The organism is Limnohabitans sp. YIMB22184, from assembly GCF_048020265.1.
Classification (GTDB): domain Bacteria; phylum Pseudomonadota; class Gammaproteobacteria; order Burkholderiales; family Burkholderiaceae_C; genus Limnohabitans_A.
The window spans coordinates 2,599,807-2,615,091 of record NZ_CP171843.1 but is presented as its reverse complement, the minus strand read 5'-3'; the positions used below and the strand labels follow the sequence as shown (position 1 = coordinate 2,615,091).

Sequence of the window (15,285 nt, the reverse complement as noted above, 5' to 3'; positions counted from 1 at the left end):
GACTGAGAGACCACCATGGCTAAAGCACAATCCAACAGCGCATCACAACGTGTTCGCAAAAAAGTCCGCAAGAACATTGCCGACGGCATCGCACACGTGCACGCGTCTTTCAACAACACCATCATCACGATCACCGACCGCCAGGGCAACGCCTTGTCGTGGGCTTCTTCGGGTGGCCAAGGCTTCAAGGGTTCGCGCAAGTCGACACCTTTTGCAGCCCAGGTCGCATCTGAAGTCGCAGGTCGTGCTGCACAAGAACAAGGCATCAAAAACCTGGACGTCGAAATCAAGGGCCCAGGTCCTGGTCGCGAGTCTTCGGTTCGTGCCCTGGGTGCATTGGGAATCCGTATCACTTCGATCGCCGACGTGACACCGGTCCCGCACAACGGCTGCCGCCCTCAGAAGCGTCGTCGTATCTAATTTCAAACCAAGCCCACCGCCAGGCCATGCTTGCATCGCCTGGCTCCCGCATTTCTGATGCGGCAGTTGCATAAAGGAAAATCAAGTGGCACGCTACCTCGGCCCCAAGGCCAAACTCTCTCGCCGCGAAGGCACCGATCTGTTCCTCAAGAGCGCACGCCGCTCCATTGCGGACAAGTCCAAATTCGACTCCAAGCCTGGTCAACATGGCCGCACTTCGGGTCAGCGCACATCTGACTACGGTCTGCAATTGCGCGAGAAGCAAAAAGTCAAGCGCATGTACGGCGTGCTGGAGAAGCAATTCCGCCGCTACTTTGCCGAAGCCGATCGCCGCAAGGGCAACACAGGTTCCAACCTCTTGGGTCTGCTGGAGTGCCGTCTCGACAACGTCGTGTACCGCATGGGCTTTGGTTCCACACGTGCTGAAGCACGCCAAATGGTGTCGCACAAGGCCATCACTGTGAACGGTCAATCCGTGAACATTCCTTCTTACCTGGTCAAGGCCGGTGACGTGATCGCTGTGCGCGAAAAGTCCAAGAAGCAGAACCGCGTGGTCGAAGCCTTGCAATTGGCTCTTCAAGTGGGCATGCCCGCTTGGGTCGAAGTCAACGCCGACAAGGCTGAAGGTACTTTCAAGAAAGTGCCTGATCGCGATGAATTCGCTGCAGACATCAACGAATCGTTGATCGTCGAACTGTATTCACGTTAATACGTCGTTTCAATCGTTCCCGGCGCACAAGGCATTGTGGGCAGGGTGCTTCATCAGCCTTACCGGTGTAACGAACCGGGGGTATTGAGAGGAAGTCTGAATGCAAACCAATCTGTTGAAACCCAAAGCTATTCAAGTCGAGCAACTGGCTGCCAACCGTGCCAAAGTCACGTTGGAGCCATTCGAGCGTGGCTATGGCCATACGCTCGGTAATGCGCTGCGTCGCGTTTTGTTGTCTTCCATGGTGGGTTATTCCGCCACTGAAGTGACAATCGCTGGCGTCGTGCATGAATACTCGTCCATCGACGGCGTTCAAGAAGACGTGGTCAACATCCTGTTGAACCTCAAGGGTGTTGTTTTCAAGCTGCACAACCGCGACGAAGTGACGCTGAGTTTGCGCAAAGACGGCGAAGGCGCCGTGACGGCCGCTGACATCCAGACGCCTCACGACGTGGAAATCATCAACCCTGATCACGTCATTGCCAATTTGTCGCAAGGCGGCAAGCTGGACATGCAGATCAAGGTCGAAAAGGGCCGTGGCTATGTGCCTGGCACCATGCGCCGTTTTGCCGATGAGCCCACCAAGGCTTTGGGTCGCATCGTGCTCGACGCTTCTTTCTCGCCCGTCAAGCGTGTGAGCTACACCGTCGAAAGCGCGCGTGTTGAGCAGCGTACCGATCTGGACAAGCTGGTCATCGAAATCGAGACCAACGGCGCGATCACGGCAGAAGATGCCGTGCGCTCTTCGGCCAAGATTCTGGTGGAGCAATTGGCGGTGTTTGCGCAACTTGAAGGCAGCGAATTGTCTGCATTCAACGAGCCAGCGCAGCGCGGTGGTGCCGGCAGCTTCGATCCGATCTTGCTGCGACCTGTGGACGAGCTTGAACTCACGGTTCGTTCGGCCAACTGCCTCAAAGCAGAAAACATTTATTACATCGGTGATCTGATTCAGCGCACCGAGAACGAGTTGCTTAAGACCCCTAACTTGGGTCGCAAGTCACTCAACGAGATCAAGGAAGTTTTGGCTTCCCGCGGTTTGACTTTGGGTATGAAGCTCGAAGCCTGGCCGCCAGCGGGTCTGGAAAAGCGATAATACGAAGTTCCCGGAAAATTCCGGGGTGTGCACGGGCAGTACCTGATACGGCTGCTTGTTAAATAAAGAAAGGAAAGCACCATGCGTCACGGACACGGCCTCCGTAAATTGAACCGCACCAGCGAGCACCGCCTCGCCATGCTGCGTAACATGATGAACTCGCTCATCGAGCACGAAGTCATCAAGACCACACTCCCCAAAGCCAAAGAGCTGCGTCGTGTCATTGAGCCCATGATCACATTGGCCAAGGAAGACAATTTGTCGAACAAGCGGTTGGCTTTCAACCGCCTGCGTGACCGTGACAGCGTTGTGAAATTGTTCGCCGATCTGGGGCCTCGTTTTGCTAAGCGTCCAGGCGGTTACACACGTATCCTGAAAATGGGTTTCCGTGTGGGCGACAACGCACCGATGGCCTTGGTCGAATTGGTTGATCGCGCTGATTCTTCTGCCGAACAAGCAGCAGAATAAGGTATAATTAACAACTTACCGCGGGGTGGAGCAGTCTGGTAGCTCGTTGGGCTCATAACCCAAAGGTCGTTGGTTCAAATCCGGCCCCCGCAACCAAATTTCAACTGCAGTTGAACATCAAAAAAACCCTCTTCGGAGGGTTTTTTCGTTTCTGAATCTTGTTTTGCCATGGGGCCGTTGGGTCAATGCGGCAGACGTTCCAGCAATCCGTGTAAGGCGTGCAGTGTGGTGGCTTCCCGGATCGCACGTCGATCACCAGCAAAGCGTTGGCGTTCCGCGCTCACCCGGCCCTCGATGCACCAAGCCAACCAAACTGTGCCAACGGGCTTATCAGGGCTGCCCCCGCTTGGACCCGCGATGCCTGTGACGGCTGCAGAGACCGAGGCCTGTGCCTGGTACGCGGCGCCCAGTGCCATGGCGCGGGCCACGGGTTCACTGACAGCCCCGTGAACGTCAATCAAGGCCTCATGGACACCCAGCATCTGCATTTTGGCCGCGTTGGAGTAAGTGACAAATCCTCGGTCAAACCAGGCGCTGGAGCCGGCCAGGTCGGTGCAACGGCTGGCGATCATGCCGCCTGTGCAACTTTCGGCCGTGACCAGCATCCAGTTCAATCGCAGCAGGCGTTCAGCAAGTTGTGTGCATACATCCAGCATCAAAACCACCTCCAAAGAGCGATGCACAACAAGGTGCAAAAAGCGGCCACCAGGTCGTCCCAGATGATCCCCCAGCCGCCGCGCCAACCAAAGCCTTTGAAAAGTTGATCGGCCCAAGCGACGGGGCCGGGTTTGACGGCATCAAAAAAACGGAACAAGACAAAAGCGGCCAGTTGACTCCAAAAGCCCGTGGGCAGGATGAGGAAAAAAATCAACCAAACAGCGATCACCTCGTCCCAGACAATGGCGCCGGGATCGCTGATGCGCATGTTGTGGGCCGTGACTGTACAGGCCCACCAGCCCAGCAAAAGGGCCAGTGCAATCAAAGTCGCCTGTGCGGGAATGGAGAGGTAATGCTGAATCACCAGCCATGAGGCCCAAGCCCACAGACTGCCCACAGTGCCAGGTGCTTTGGCCGCAAGGCCCGACCCCAGCCCCAGAGCGATCAGGTGAGCAGGGTGTGACAACATGAAAGCCGCAGAAGCGCGAACCGTTTGTCTGTTGGCCGTGGCGTCCAAAGGGCGAATCATGGGGAAGCGAAATGATCAAATGATGGGAAGTGGCAGTCCACAGCCTGTCCCCTGTCATCACGCAAGACGATGCCAGGCGACGCGGTGATGCACCCGATCCGTGTGATCCGGGTGCGGGTGGCTTGTGCCACCGATTGAACCTGTGCAGCAGCAGCAGGCGAGGTTGTGAACACCAATTCGTAATCATCGCCGCCAGAAAGAACGCAAGTCATCGCCAAGTCTTCTGGACAAGGCCATAAGCTGGAGGTGCCCATCAGTGTTTTTGTTGCCACCAAGTCGATTTCTGCCCCTACGTGGCTAGCATTCAAAATGTGTTTCAAATCGCCGAGCAAGCCGTCACTGATGTCGGCCATGCCATGGGCAATGCCGCGAAGCGCTTGTCCCAGGGCCACACGTGGTGCGGGGGTTTCCATGCGCAGCCGGGCTTGCTCAAACACGGCCTGGGGCAGACTGACATGGCCACGAAAGGCTTCCAGAGCCAGCCGGGCATCACCCACATGACCGCTAACGTACAAGTCGTCACCCACCTGAGCACTACTTCGCAAAATCGACTGGCCAACGGGCACATCACCCAGCACGGTGATGGCGATGTTCAAAGGACCCTGCGTGGTGTCACCGCCGATCAATTCGCAGGCATGTTCATCGGCCAACTTGAAAAGACCCTCGGAGAAACCTTGTAACCACGCCTCATCGGCACGGGGCAAAGACAGCGACAGCAAAAAGGCTTGGGGTTGGGCCCCGCAAGCGGCCAGATCACTCAGGTTCACGGCCAAGGCTTTGTGTCCCAGACGGCGCGGCTCTACCGTGGACAGGAAGTGCCGGCCTTCCACCAGCATGTCGGCGGAAACAGCGAGTTGATGGCCAGGCCGTGGTGACCAGATGGCACAGTCGTCACCGATGCCCACATCCGCGCGGGTCGGCGGTCGTTTGAAAAAGCGTTCAATTAGGTCAAATTCGCCCATGGCCAAGAGCTTAACCGCAAGCCAAGCGAACAGATTCAGTGGAGTGTTCGGCCTGAGAGGCCTGAATCCGATGAATCGAGCACAAAAGTGTCGATGGGTGCATCGAATCGATGGCCGTCTTCGGCCACAAAAAAATAGCTGCCGTTCATGGTGCCGCTGGGTGCGCGAAGGCGGCAGCCGCTGGTGTACTGGAAGGATTCGCCGGGGCGCAGCAAGGGTTGTTGACCCACCACGCCCAGACCTTTGACTTCCTCGGTGTGCCCGCGCTCGTCTTGGATGACCCAGTGGCGCGAGATGAGCTGCACCGGCATGCGGCCTGTGTTGGTGACCGTGACGGTGTAGGCGAAAGCGAACACATCCTGCAGGGGGTCACTTTGCTGGGCCACGTAATGGGAAAGCACGTCAATTTGAACAGTGTAGGCAGACATGCACACATGTTAACTGCGACAATTCGGAGATGACGACGACCTACCGCATTGCCCCTTCCATCCTGTCAGCCGATTTCGCACGCTTAGGCGAAGAAGTCAAAAGCGTCATCGACGCTGGCGCAGACTGGATCCACTTCGATGTGATGGACAACCATTACGTGCCCAACCTGACGTTTGGCCCCATGATTTGCCAGGCGCTCAAGCCGCATGCCAAAACGGCATCCGGCGTGGTCGTGCCGATCGATGTGCATTTGATGATTTCGCCCGTCGATGCATTGGCCGCTTCTTTCGCCGAGGCTGGCGCCGACCTCATCAGCTTTCACCCCGATGCCAGCGCGCATGTGCACCGCAGCATCCAGGCCATCAAGAGCAAAGGCGTCAAGGCCGGGCTGGTGTTCAACCCGGCCGAACCCCTGGATGTGCTGGAGTGGACCATCGATGAGATCGACCTGATCCTGATCATGAGCGTGAACCCCGGCTTTGGTGGCCAAAGCTTCATCGATTCGGCCTTGCGCAAGGTGGAGCTGGCGCGCCAGTGGATCGAACGCAGCAGCAGGGACATTCGATTGGAGGTGGACGGTGGCATCAAGGCCGACAACATCCGCCGCGTGGCCGATGCTGGAGCCGACACCTTTGTGGCGGGCAGTGCCATTTTTGGCAAACCCGATTACAAAGCTGTGATCGACCAGATGCGCCTGGCGTTGTCCTGAAACGATGCAAGCCAAGATGCGGGATCTGACGCAGATCGATGCGGTCATTTTTGACCTGGATGGCACCCTGGTGCACACCTTGGGAGATTTCCAGGTGGCCTTGCACCGCACCATGGCCGATCTGGACTTGCCCCCCGTGTCGGATGCGCTCATCGAACAGACCATCGGCAAAGGCTCCGAGCACCTGATCCGCAGCCTGTTGGCGCATCAGCTGGCCCAGCCTGAGGTCAAGGGCGTTGGGCAAGCATGCCCGGCCTTATCGGTCGACGCCCTGTTTGGTCGCGCTTGGCAGCGCTACCAACACCACTATCTGTCGATCAACGGGCAGTTTGCCGATGTGTACCCCGGTGTGCTGGAAACGCTGGGGTTTTTTGCAAGCAAGGGTATGCCCATGGCCTGCCTGACCAACAAACCGCTGGCCTTTGCCCGTGCGTTGTTACAGGACAAGTCACTGGCGCACTTCTTTGGACCGGTGTTTGGTGGCGACAGTTTCGAGCGCAAAAAACCTGATCCCTTGCCGATTCTGAAAACTTGTGAAGCCCTCGGAACAGCTGTTTCCCGCACCTTGATGGTGGGAGATTCGAGCAATGACGCCATGGCGGCCCATGCGGCAGGTTGCCCGGTGGTGCTGGTGACGTATGGCTACAACCATGGCCAGCCCGTGCAGAACACCCCAGCTGCTGCTTGGTTGGACTCATTGGGGGAGCTGCCAAATCACTGGCTCGTTAAGGGCCAATGATGTGAGGCAAGGCATGCTGCACATCCGGTGAAAACCGGCACACAGGCTTTGCTACACTTACAACACAATGTTCATCGTCCACAGCCACCTCAGCGCAGCCAGCCTGCCGAGCCATTCCCTTACGGAAGGCCGGGGAGCCTGGCCCTGGCGTCAGCCAGCCTGACACTCTCGACCGTGCGGCCTTGCCCGCCACCCGCGCCCGGCACCGGCTGGGCACCTGGATGAATGAAAAGCACCTCGCCCGAGGTCGCTGAGCGCTTTGGAGGCTCTTGCCCGTGATCACCGAACTTGAATTCAAAAGCCTGGCCAGCCAAGGCTACAACCGCATTCCCCTCATGCTGGAGGCCTTTGCGGACCTGGAAACCCCTCTCTCGCTCTATTTGAAGCTGGCCCACACCAAAGACAACGGCAAATACAGCTTCTTGCTCGAATCGGTGGTGGGCGGTGAGCGTTTTGGCCGCTACAGCTTCATTGGCCTGCCCGCACGCACCTTGCTGCGTGCCAGTGGATTTGGGGCTGAGGCCAAGACCGAAGTCGTGCGCGATGGTGCGGTCATCGAGACCGCCACGGGCAACCCACTGGACTTCATCGAGCAATACCAAAAGCGTTTCAAGGTCGCCTTGCGCCCAGGTCTGCCCCGTTTTTGTGGCGGCCTGGCGGGCTATTTCGGTTACGACGCGGTGCGCTACATCGAAAAAAAGCTCGAAAAATCCTGCCCGCCCGACACCCTGGGCACGCCCGATATCTTGCTGCTGCAGTGCGAAGAACTGGCGGTGATCGACAACCTGTCGGGCAAGCTCTACCTGATTGTTTATGCCGACCCGGCAACGCCAGAGGCCTATGTGGGCGCAAAAAAACGCCTGCGTGACCTGAAAGAGCAGCTCAAGTATTCCGTCAGTGCGCCCGTAGTCAAACCCACGCAGTCCTACCCGGCCGAGCGGGATTTCGCCAAGGCCGATTACATCGCCGCCGTGGAAAAGGCCAAGGAACTGATTGCTGGGGGCGACTTCATGCAGGTGCAAGTGGGGCAGCGCATCAAAAAGCGCTACACCGAAAGCCCACTGTCCTTGTACCGGGCGCTGCGTTCGCTCAACCCGAGCCCCTACATGTATTTCTACAACTTCGGCGACTTCCATGTCGTCGGGGCCAGCCCCGAGATTCTGGTGCGACAGGAACAAACCGACGAGGGCGCCAAAGTCATCATCCGTCCCCTGGCCGGTACACGACCCCGTGGCGCCACACCCGAGAAAGACAAGGCCGCCGAGCAGGAACTGATCAACGACCCCAAAGAGCGGGCCGAGCATGTGATGCTGATCGACCTGGCCCGCAACGACATTGGCCGCATTGCCCAGATCGGTTCGGTCAAGGTGACCGAGGCCTTTGTGGTGGAGCGGTACAGCCATGTCATGCACATCGTGAGCAACGTCGAGGGGCTGCTCAACCAGGGCATGAGCAACATGGACGTGCTCAAAGCCACTTTTCCGGCAGGCACCTTGACGGGGGCGCCCAAGGTCCACGCCATGGAACTGATCGACCAGTTCGAACCCGTCAAGCGCGGTATCTATGGCGGCGCGTGTGGCTACATCAGCTATGCCGGTGACATGGACGTGGCGATTGCGATCCGCACCGCCGTCATCAAGGACCAGACCTTGTATGTGCAGGCCGCTGCTGGCGTGGTGGCCGATTCGGTGCCCGAGATGGAGTGGCGCGAAACCGAGCACAAGGCGCGAGCCTTGCTGCGGGCCAGCGAGTTGGTGGAAGAAGGCTTAGAGTGATCATGGCGAAAAAAATCAAACTCCTCATGGTCGACAACTACGACTCGTTCACCTTCAACATCGTGCAGTACTTTGGTGAGCTGGGTGCGGAAGTCGAGGTCTTTCGCAACGACGAAATCACGCTTGAAGGCATTGCGGCCCGACAGCCTGACCGTTTGGTGATCTCACCCGGCCCCTGCTCACCTGCCGAGGCGGGTATTTCGGTGGCAGCGATTCAACATTTCGCAGGCAAGCTACCCATCTTGGGCGTGTGCCTGGGTCACCAGAGCATTGGCGCCGCTTTTGGCGGCCAGATTGTTCGGGCGCAGGAATTGATGCACGGGAAGACCAGTGTCATCACCACCACGCAAGAGGGCGTTTTCGCGGGCTTGCCCCAGCAGTTCACGGTCAACCGTTACCACTCACTCGCCATTGAGCGGGCCACTTGTCCGCCTTGCCTGAAGGTCACGGCCTGGACGGACGATGGCGAAATCATGGGCGTACGCCACACCGAGCTGGACATCGAGGGCGTGCAGTTCCATCCCGAATCCATCCTGACCGAGCATGGTCACGCCATGCTCAAGAATTTTCTGGAGCGGCTATGATCGATTTGCGCAGCGACACCGTCACGCAGCCCACTGGGTTAATGCGTGAGGCCATGCTGGCAGCGCCTGTGGGCGACGATGTGTTTGGCGATGATCCCACCGTCAACGCCTTGCAAGAGCGCATCGCGCAGATCACCGGCAAAGAAGCGGCGCTGTTCATGCCTTCGGGCACGCAGAGCAACCTGTGCGCCTTGATGGCGCATTGTGAGCGGGGCGACGAGTACATCGTGGGTCAAAACGCGCACACCTACCGCTACGAAGGCGGTGGCGCGGCCGTGCTGGGCAGCATCCAGCCGCAACCCCTGGCCCAAAACGCTTTAGGTGAAATGGCGCTGACCGACATCGCGGCTGCCATCAAACCCATCGACTGCCACTTTGCACGCACACGCTTGCTGGCGCTGGAAAACACCTGGAACGGCCACCCCATGTCGCAGGCTTATCTGGCGCAAGCTACAGGCCTCGCCCGTCGGCACGGTCTGGCGGTGCATCTGGACGGTGCCCGCTTGTTCAATGCGGCCGTGGCGCAAGCCGAAGGCGGGTCGGTCATGGCCAGCGTGCGGCGCATCGTGGACCACTTTGACAGCGTGTCGGTGTGTTTCAGCAAGGGCTTGGGTGCACCTGTGGGTTCGGCTTTGTGCGGCTCACGCGAACTGATCGCCAAGGCGCTGCGTTGGCGCAAGGTGTTGGGCGGCGGCTTGCGTCAGTCCGGCATTCTGGCTGCGGCGGCTTTGCACGCATTGGTTCACCATGTGGACAGTTTGGCCGATGACCATGCGCTGGCACAGCGGCTGGCCCAAGGCTTACAAGGCGTGCCGGGCCTGAACGTCCGCTCGGCACAAACCAACATCGTTTTTGTGGATGTAGCCGATGGACGTGGCCCGGCGCTTCTCGACGATTTGAAGGCCCAGGGTGTTTTGGCCACAGGCTTGATCGGCCTGCGCTTTGTGACGCATTTGAACGTGGATGCAGCGGGCATTGACCGAGCCATTGATTGCATTCGGCGCTTCATGGCGAACGCATCCGCACAGACCAGTCCGGTGTCCATCCAAACAGGCGTTTACTGAAGCCATGCCCGACGCGTCCCAACTTTGGATGTTCATGCTGGCCGGTGTGCTGCTCAACCTCACGCCCGGACCGGATGTGCTCTACATCGTCAACCAGTCGCTGCGCGGCGGCGTGCAGCGGGGTCTTGTGGCGGCCTGGGGCATCACGGTCGGGTGTTTCGTGCATGTGGCTGCAGCCGCTTTAGGGCTGGGTGCCGTGCTTACGACTTCGGCAGACGCGTTCAACCTGATCAAGTGGATCGGTGCTGCCTACCTGTTGTGGATGGGCGTGCGTTTGTTGTGGCGCACACCTCAGGGGATGGCGACCTCTCCGAGCGAATCCCCGCCTGAGGAGGTGACCCGTTTGCGTACGGTGTTCTTCGGCGCTTTCGCGACCAACGCGCTGAATCCCAAAGTGGCGCTGTTTTTCCTGGCTTTTGTGCCGCAATTCATCCCGGCGCAGGCGGCTGATCCGGCTTGGTCCTTTGTACTTCTGGGCTGCTTGTTCAATCTGAACAGTCTGCTGGTGTGCATGGCTTGGGCTTTGGCGGCTGCCTGGTTGAGTCGCCGGGCCCACTGGCTGCAGCGTGGCATGCGTCACCTGGATCGGCTGGCGGGCCTGTTGTTCATCGGCTTTGGTCTGAAGCTCGCCTTGACCGATGCGCCGGCACGCTGAATTTCTCAATGAACCCGATCCTCCGACAGGAAACTCCCATGCCCATCACCCCTCAGGAAGCGCTGCAACGCACCATCGAGCACCGCGAGATTTTTCACGACGAGATGCTCCACCTCATGCGCATGATCATGAATGGCGAGTTGTCGCCCGTCATGACTGCAGCGCTTGTCACAGGCTTGCGCGTGAAAAAGGAAACCATTGGCGAGATCACCGCCGCCGCGCAAGTGATGCGCGAGTTCTCCACCAAGGTGCATGTGACCGATCCCACGCACCTGGTAGACATCGTGGGCACAGGGGGGGATGGGGCGCACACCTTCAACATCTCGACGTGCGCCATGTTTGTGGCTGCCGCCGCTGGGGCCAAAACCGCCAAGCACGGTGGGCGCAGCGTCAGCAGCAAATCGGGCAGTGCCGACGTGGTCGAAGCCCTGGGGGGCAACATCCACCTGTCGCCCGAGCAGATTGCGCGCTCGATCAAAGAGGTTGGCATCGGCTTCATGTTCGCACCCAACCACCATCCGGCCATGAAAAACGTGGCCCCGGTGCGCAAGGAGCTGGGTGTGCGCACGATGTTCAACATTTTGGGTCCCTTGACCAACCCCGCCAGTGCCCCGAATATTTTGATGGGCGTGTTCCACTCTGATCTGGTGGGCATTCAGGTGCGTGCCCTGCAACGCCTGGGGGCCGAGCATGCGGTGGTAGTGTATGGGCGTGACGGCATGGACGAAATCAGCCTGGGCGCGGCCACCTTGGTGGGCGAGCTCAAAAACGGGCAGATCACCGAATACGAAATCCACCCGGAAGACTTTGGCTTGACCATGGCCAGCAACCGAGCTTTGAGAGTGGACACTCCTGAGCAATCCATGGCCATGCTGCATGGCGTACTGAACAATCAGCCAGGACCGGCGCGTGACATCGTCATGATCAATGCAGGCGCTGCCTTGTACGCGGCCAATGTGGCCAGCAGCATCGCCGATGGCCTTGAGCGTGCGCGTGTGGCCATCGAGTCGGGTGCAGCCAAAGCCAAGCTGGCGCAGTTTGTCGCTTTTGGCCGGAAGGCCGCGTGAGCGATTGGATTTGGCGAGGGGGCTTGGGCCATGCGCAGCCTCTTCGTTTGCATTTTGGAACACGGTGCCACCACGCCCGAACAGAAAGAACATCATGAGTGACATCCTGGACAAAATCGTCGCGGTCAAACGCCAAGAAGTGGCGGCTGCTTTGAAGCAGAAATCCTTGGCTGTGGTGCGGGCCGATGCCGAAAGCCGCGTGCTGACCCGCGACTTCGAAGGCGCGATGCGAGCCAAGATCGCTGCAGGCCAGGCGGCGGTGATCGCCGAGATCAAGAAGGCCAGCCCGTCCAAAGGCGTGTTGCGGGCCGATTTCATCCCGGCCGACATCGCCCAAAGCTATGCCGAATTCGGCGCGGCTTGCCTGTCGGTGTTGACGGACAAACAGTTTTTCCAGGGCAGTGTGGATTACCTCAAGCAAGCCCGTGCCAGTTGCGACTTGCCGGTGCTGCGCAAGGACTTCATGATCGACGCCTACCAAGTCTATGAAGCCCGGGCCATGGGGGCCGATGCCGTTTTGCTCATCGCAGCTTGTCTGGACGATGCGCACATGGCCGAGATGGAAGCGGTGGCTCGCAGTTTGGACATGGCTGTGCTGGTGGAGGTGCACGACCGCGTAGAGCTGGAGCGTGCCTTGAAACTGAAAACGCGCCTGGTCGGCATCAACAACCGTAACCTCAAAACTTTCGAAGTGTCCCTGCAGACCACCCTGGACATGTTGCCCGATGTGCCGGCTGACCGCCTGCTGGTCACCGAAAGCGGGATTCAAACGCCTGAAGATGTTCGGCGCATGCGCGAGGCCGAGGTCAACGCTTTCCTGGTGGGCGAGGCGTTCATGCGCGCGAGCGAGCCCGGCGAGGCCCTGGCCAAACTCTTTGCCTGATGTCTCGCGCAACGGGTCAGCAAAGTCTGGGGTTTGAGGCAGAACCCTCGGTACCCGGTCAATTGGTGTCTTGGCCGCCTGACATGCAAGACTTGGGCGACGGTTGGGGGCCTTTGGTTGCCGATTTTCTGACCTCGACAGCCGGGCGTGCTTTGTCTTTGCGCCTGGACCAGGCTCTGGCCGCAGGACAAACCATTTACCCGCCAGAGCCTTTTCGAGCGCTGAGCTTGACCCCTTTGAGCCAGGTGCGCGTGGTGATCTTGGGGCAAGACCCCTACCACGGTCCTGGCCAGGCCGAGGGTTTGGCTTTCTCAGTTGCACCCGGCGTGCGCCTGCCGCCCAGCTTGCGCAACATTTTCAAGGAACTGCAGCACAGCCTTGGTGTCGCATTCCCAAAGCAGGGTTCCTTGGTGCGTTGGGCCCGGCAAGGCGTTTTGCTCTTGAACACCTGCCTGACGGTGGAGGCTGGGCGACCTGCCAGCCATGCCGGTTGGGGTTGGGAGGTGTTGACCGATGCACTGCTTGCCGCTGTGGTCAGGCGTTCGCATCCTGTGGTGTTCATGCTTTGGGGGGCGCACGCACAGACCAAAAGGGCCTTGATCGAGGCCGCTGACATGCAGGCGCGGCATTTGGTTTTGTTGGCCAATCATCCCTCTCCCTTATCGGCCATGCGGCCGCCGATGCCCTTTATGGGGTGCGGTCACTTCGCGCAGGCCGCCGAATTTTTGAAGCAGCATGGTGAAAAAGCCATCGAATGGTGAAAAAGTTGTGAGCGAGCTTGCGGCTTGTCACAAAAGGATGGCATAATCTAAGACTCGCTTCTGGAGGGGTGCCCGAGTGGCTAAAGGGGGCAGACTGTAAATCTGTTGGCTTACGCCTACACTGGTTCGAATCCAGTCTCCTCCACCAGCAAACTGGCTTAGGCCGGAATGATTTGAGCAATTGGAAATGGTTTCCAAGCATTGGCGTTGCATCCACTCGTGCGGCGCAATCAGTGCGGGAGTAGTTTAATGGTAGAACCTTAGCCTTCCAAGCTAATGACACGGGTTCGATTCCCGTTTCCCGCTCCAGTCGTTCGGTTGAGTTTGTCAGAAGATTTCGCCCTTGTGGCTCAGTGGTAGAGCACTCCCTTGGTAAGGGAGAGGTCGCGGGTCCGATTCCCGCCAAGGGCACCAGTTTTGGGGCGCGCAATGCGAGTTGTGCGCCCTCTGTCTTGGTTGTTGACCACTACTTTTCGGAGTCGAAGAAATGGCAAAAGAAAAATTTGAACGGACCAAACCCCACGTGAACGTGGGCACCATCGGTCACGTTGACCATGGCAAAACCACACTGACTGCTGCCATCACCACCGTGTTGGCTGCCAAGTTCGGTGGTGCTGCCAAAGCGTACGACCAGATCGATGCGGCTCCCGAAGAAAAAGCCCGTGGTATCACGATCAACACCGCACACGTCGAATACGAGACCGAAAACCGTCACTACGCGCACGTGGACTGCCCTGGCCACGCTGACTATGTGAAGAACATGATCACCGGCGCTGCCCAGATGGACGGCGCTATTTTGGTTTGCTCCGCTGCTGACGGCCCTATGCCTCAGACCCGCGAGCACATCCTGTTGGCTCGCCAAGTGGGCGTGCCTTACATCATCGTGTTTCTGAACAAGTGCGACATGGTCGACGACGCCGAGTTGTTGGAGCTGGTCGAAATGGAAGTGCGCGAGTTGTTGTCCAAGTACGACTTCCCAGGCGACGACACCCCCATCGTGCAAGGTTCCGCCAAGCTGGCGCTGGAAGGCGACAAGGGCCCTCTGGGCGAGCAAGCCATCATGAAGCTGGCCGAGGCTCTGGACACTTACATCCCTACGCCTGACCGCGCAGTGGACGGCGCGTTCCTGATGCCCGTGGAAGACGTGTTCTCCATCTCCGGTCGCGGCACTGTGGTGACTGGCCGTATCGAGCGCGGTATCGTCAAAGTCGGCGAAGAAATCGAAATCGTCGGTATCAAAGACACCGTCAAGACCACTTGCACAGGCGTTGAGATGTTCCGCAAGCTGCTGGACCAAGGTCAAGCGGGTGACAACGTCGGTATCTTGCTGCGCGGCACCAAGCGCGAAGATGTCGAGCGTGGCCAAGTGCTGTGCAAGCCCGGCTCGATCAAGCCGCACACCCACTTCACGGGCGAGATCTATGTCTTGTCCAAAGACGAAGGTGGCCGTCACACGCCTTTCTTCAACAACTACCGTCCCCAGTTCTACTTCCGTACAACGGACGTGACCGGTGCGATCGAGTTGCCAGAAGGCAAAGAGATGGTGATGCCTGGTGACAACGTGTCGATCACTGTGAAGCTGATCAACCCCATCGCGATGGAAGAAGGTCTGCGTTTCGCTATCCGCGAAGGTGGCCGCACCGTCGGCGCTGGCGTGGTTGCCAAGATCATCGCTTAAAGAGGTTCAAGTAGGGGTATAGCTCAATTGGCAGAGCGTCGGTCTCCAAAACCGAAGGTTGTAGGTTCGATTCCTACTGCCCCTGCCACCTGAAAAGGTGGAT

The 15,285-nt window shown here is 58.8% G+C and carries 18 protein-coding genes and 5 tRNA genes; 19 read left to right on the top strand and 4 right to left on the bottom strand.

Annotated elements, in window-relative coordinates:
- Nucleotides 1-15: 15 nt before the first annotated feature.
- The 5 genes from rpsK (at nt 16) to ACHEXL_RS11935 (ending at nt 2,786) form a co-directional block, all read left to right on the top strand.
- Complete coding sequence (gene rpsK, locus ACHEXL_RS11955; RefSeq protein WP_019429279.1) at nt 16-420, top strand: 30S ribosomal protein S11; 405 nt, start codon at nt 16-18, stop codon at nt 418-420.
- Between the two features lie 85 nt (nt 421-505).
- Nucleotides 506-1,129, top strand: a complete 624-nt coding sequence (gene rpsD, locus ACHEXL_RS11950) for a 30S ribosomal protein S4 (RefSeq protein WP_090044615.1) — start codon at nt 506-508, stop codon at nt 1,127-1,129.
- A 100-nt stretch (nt 1,130-1,229) separates the two neighbouring features.
- Nucleotides 1,230-2,222: a DNA-directed RNA polymerase subunit alpha gene (locus ACHEXL_RS11945; RefSeq protein WP_108428697.1), complete on the top strand. Its 993-nt coding sequence runs from the start codon at nt 1,230-1,232 to the stop codon at nt 2,220-2,222.
- An 81-nt stretch (nt 2,223-2,303) separates the two neighbouring features.
- On the top strand, nt 2,304-2,690 hold the full coding sequence (rplQ, locus tag ACHEXL_RS11940; RefSeq protein WP_108428696.1) for a 50S ribosomal protein L17: 387 nt from the start codon (nt 2,304-2,306) through the stop codon (nt 2,688-2,690).
- Nucleotides 2,691-2,709: 19 nt separating this feature from the next.
- Nucleotides 2,710-2,786: transfer RNA gene (locus tag ACHEXL_RS11935), tRNA-Met, on the top strand.
- Nucleotides 2,787-2,872: 86 nt separating this feature from the next.
- Here the strand turns inward: ACHEXL_RS11935 and ACHEXL_RS11930 are convergent.
- From ACHEXL_RS11930 to apaG, 4 genes are read right to left on the bottom strand one after another with little or no spacing between them, the layout of a single operon-like run.
- Complete coding sequence (locus ACHEXL_RS11930) at nt 2,873-3,346, bottom strand: CinA family protein (RefSeq protein ID WP_416559651.1); 474 nt, start codon at nt 3,344-3,346, stop codon at nt 2,873-2,875.
- A complete protein-coding gene (locus ACHEXL_RS11925) occupies nt 3,346-3,876 on the bottom strand; it encodes a phosphatidylglycerophosphatase A family protein (protein ID WP_416559650.1) in 531 nt (176 codons plus the stop codon). The genes ACHEXL_RS11930 and ACHEXL_RS11925 overlap by 1 nt, the downstream gene beginning before the upstream one ends.
- Complete coding sequence (gene thiL / locus ACHEXL_RS11920; RefSeq protein WP_416559649.1) at nt 3,873-4,838, bottom strand: thiamine-phosphate kinase; 966 nt, start codon at nt 4,836-4,838, stop codon at nt 3,873-3,875. The genes ACHEXL_RS11925 and thiL overlap by 4 nt, the downstream gene beginning before the upstream one ends.
- A gap of 35 nt (nt 4,839-4,873) precedes the next feature.
- Nucleotides 4,874-5,266, bottom strand: coding sequence for a Co2+/Mg2+ efflux protein ApaG (gene apaG / locus ACHEXL_RS11915; RefSeq protein WP_416559648.1), 393 nt, complete (start codon nt 5,264-5,266; stop codon nt 4,874-4,876).
- A gap of 29 nt (nt 5,267-5,295) precedes the next feature.
- Here apaG and rpe point away from each other — a divergent pair, with 29 nt between their 5' ends.
- From rpe to ACHEXL_RS11845, 14 genes are all read left to right on the top strand, one after another.
- Nucleotides 5,296-5,976 carry a ribulose-phosphate 3-epimerase gene (gene rpe, locus ACHEXL_RS11910; RefSeq protein WP_416559647.1) on the top strand — a complete coding sequence of 227 codons (681 nt, stop codon included), beginning with the start codon at nt 5,296-5,298 and terminating at the stop codon, nt 5,974-5,976.
- Between the two features lie 4 nt (nt 5,977-5,980).
- Complete coding sequence (gene gph / locus ACHEXL_RS11905) at nt 5,981-6,715, top strand: phosphoglycolate phosphatase (protein WP_416559646.1); 735 nt, start codon at nt 5,981-5,983, stop codon at nt 6,713-6,715.
- Nucleotides 6,716-6,990: 275 nt separating this feature from the next.
- On the top strand, nt 6,991-8,490 hold the full coding sequence (gene trpE, locus ACHEXL_RS11900; RefSeq protein ID WP_416559645.1) for an anthranilate synthase component I: 1,500 nt from the start codon (nt 6,991-6,993) through the stop codon (nt 8,488-8,490).
- Nucleotides 8,491-8,492: 2 nt separating this feature from the next.
- The gene (locus ACHEXL_RS11895; RefSeq protein ID WP_416559644.1) at nt 8,493-9,074 is read left to right on the top strand and encodes an anthranilate synthase component II; all 582 of its coding nucleotides are present in this window, start codon (nt 8,493-8,495) and stop codon (nt 9,072-9,074) included.
- Nucleotides 9,071-10,138: a low-specificity L-threonine aldolase gene (ltaE, locus tag ACHEXL_RS11890; protein ID WP_416559643.1), complete on the top strand. Its 1,068-nt coding sequence runs from the start codon at nt 9,071-9,073 to the stop codon at nt 10,136-10,138. The genes ACHEXL_RS11895 and ltaE overlap by 4 nt, the downstream gene beginning before the upstream one ends.
- A 4-nt stretch (nt 10,139-10,142) precedes the next feature.
- Nucleotides 10,143-10,793 carry a LysE family translocator gene (locus ACHEXL_RS11885; RefSeq protein ID WP_416559642.1) on the top strand — a complete coding sequence of 217 codons (651 nt, stop codon included), beginning with the start codon at nt 10,143-10,145 and terminating at the stop codon, nt 10,791-10,793.
- 38 nt (nt 10,794-10,831) lie between these two features.
- Nucleotides 10,832-11,860, top strand: coding sequence for an anthranilate phosphoribosyltransferase (trpD, locus tag ACHEXL_RS11880; RefSeq protein WP_416559641.1), 1,029 nt, complete (start codon nt 10,832-10,834; stop codon nt 11,858-11,860).
- Nucleotides 11,861-11,954: 94 nt separating this feature from the next.
- Complete coding sequence (gene trpC, locus ACHEXL_RS11875; RefSeq protein WP_416559640.1) at nt 11,955-12,743, top strand: indole-3-glycerol phosphate synthase TrpC; 789 nt, start codon at nt 11,955-11,957, stop codon at nt 12,741-12,743.
- Nucleotides 12,743-13,504, top strand: a complete 762-nt coding sequence (locus ACHEXL_RS11870; RefSeq protein ID WP_416559639.1) for a uracil-DNA glycosylase — start codon at nt 12,743-12,745, stop codon at nt 13,502-13,504. The genes trpC and ACHEXL_RS11870 overlap by 1 nt, the downstream gene beginning before the upstream one ends.
- 62 nt (nt 13,505-13,566) lie before the next feature.
- Nucleotides 13,567-13,652: transfer RNA gene (locus ACHEXL_RS11865), tRNA-Tyr, on the top strand.
- A gap of 87 nt (nt 13,653-13,739) precedes the next feature.
- Nucleotides 13,740-13,813 (top strand) — tRNA-Gly (locus ACHEXL_RS11860).
- A 30-nt stretch (nt 13,814-13,843) separates the two neighbouring features.
- A tRNA-Thr gene (locus ACHEXL_RS11855) sits at nt 13,844-13,918 on the top strand.
- Nucleotides 13,919-13,991: 73 nt separating this feature from the next.
- Nucleotides 13,992-15,182 (top strand): elongation factor Tu, encoded by a 1,191-nt coding sequence (tuf, locus tag ACHEXL_RS11850; RefSeq protein ID WP_053172486.1) that lies wholly within the window; start codon nt 13,992-13,994, stop codon nt 15,180-15,182.
- Nucleotides 15,183-15,194: 12 nt separating this feature from the next.
- Nucleotides 15,195-15,270, top strand: a tRNA-Trp gene (locus ACHEXL_RS11845).
- The last annotated feature ends 15 nt before the right edge of the window (nt 15,271-15,285 follow it).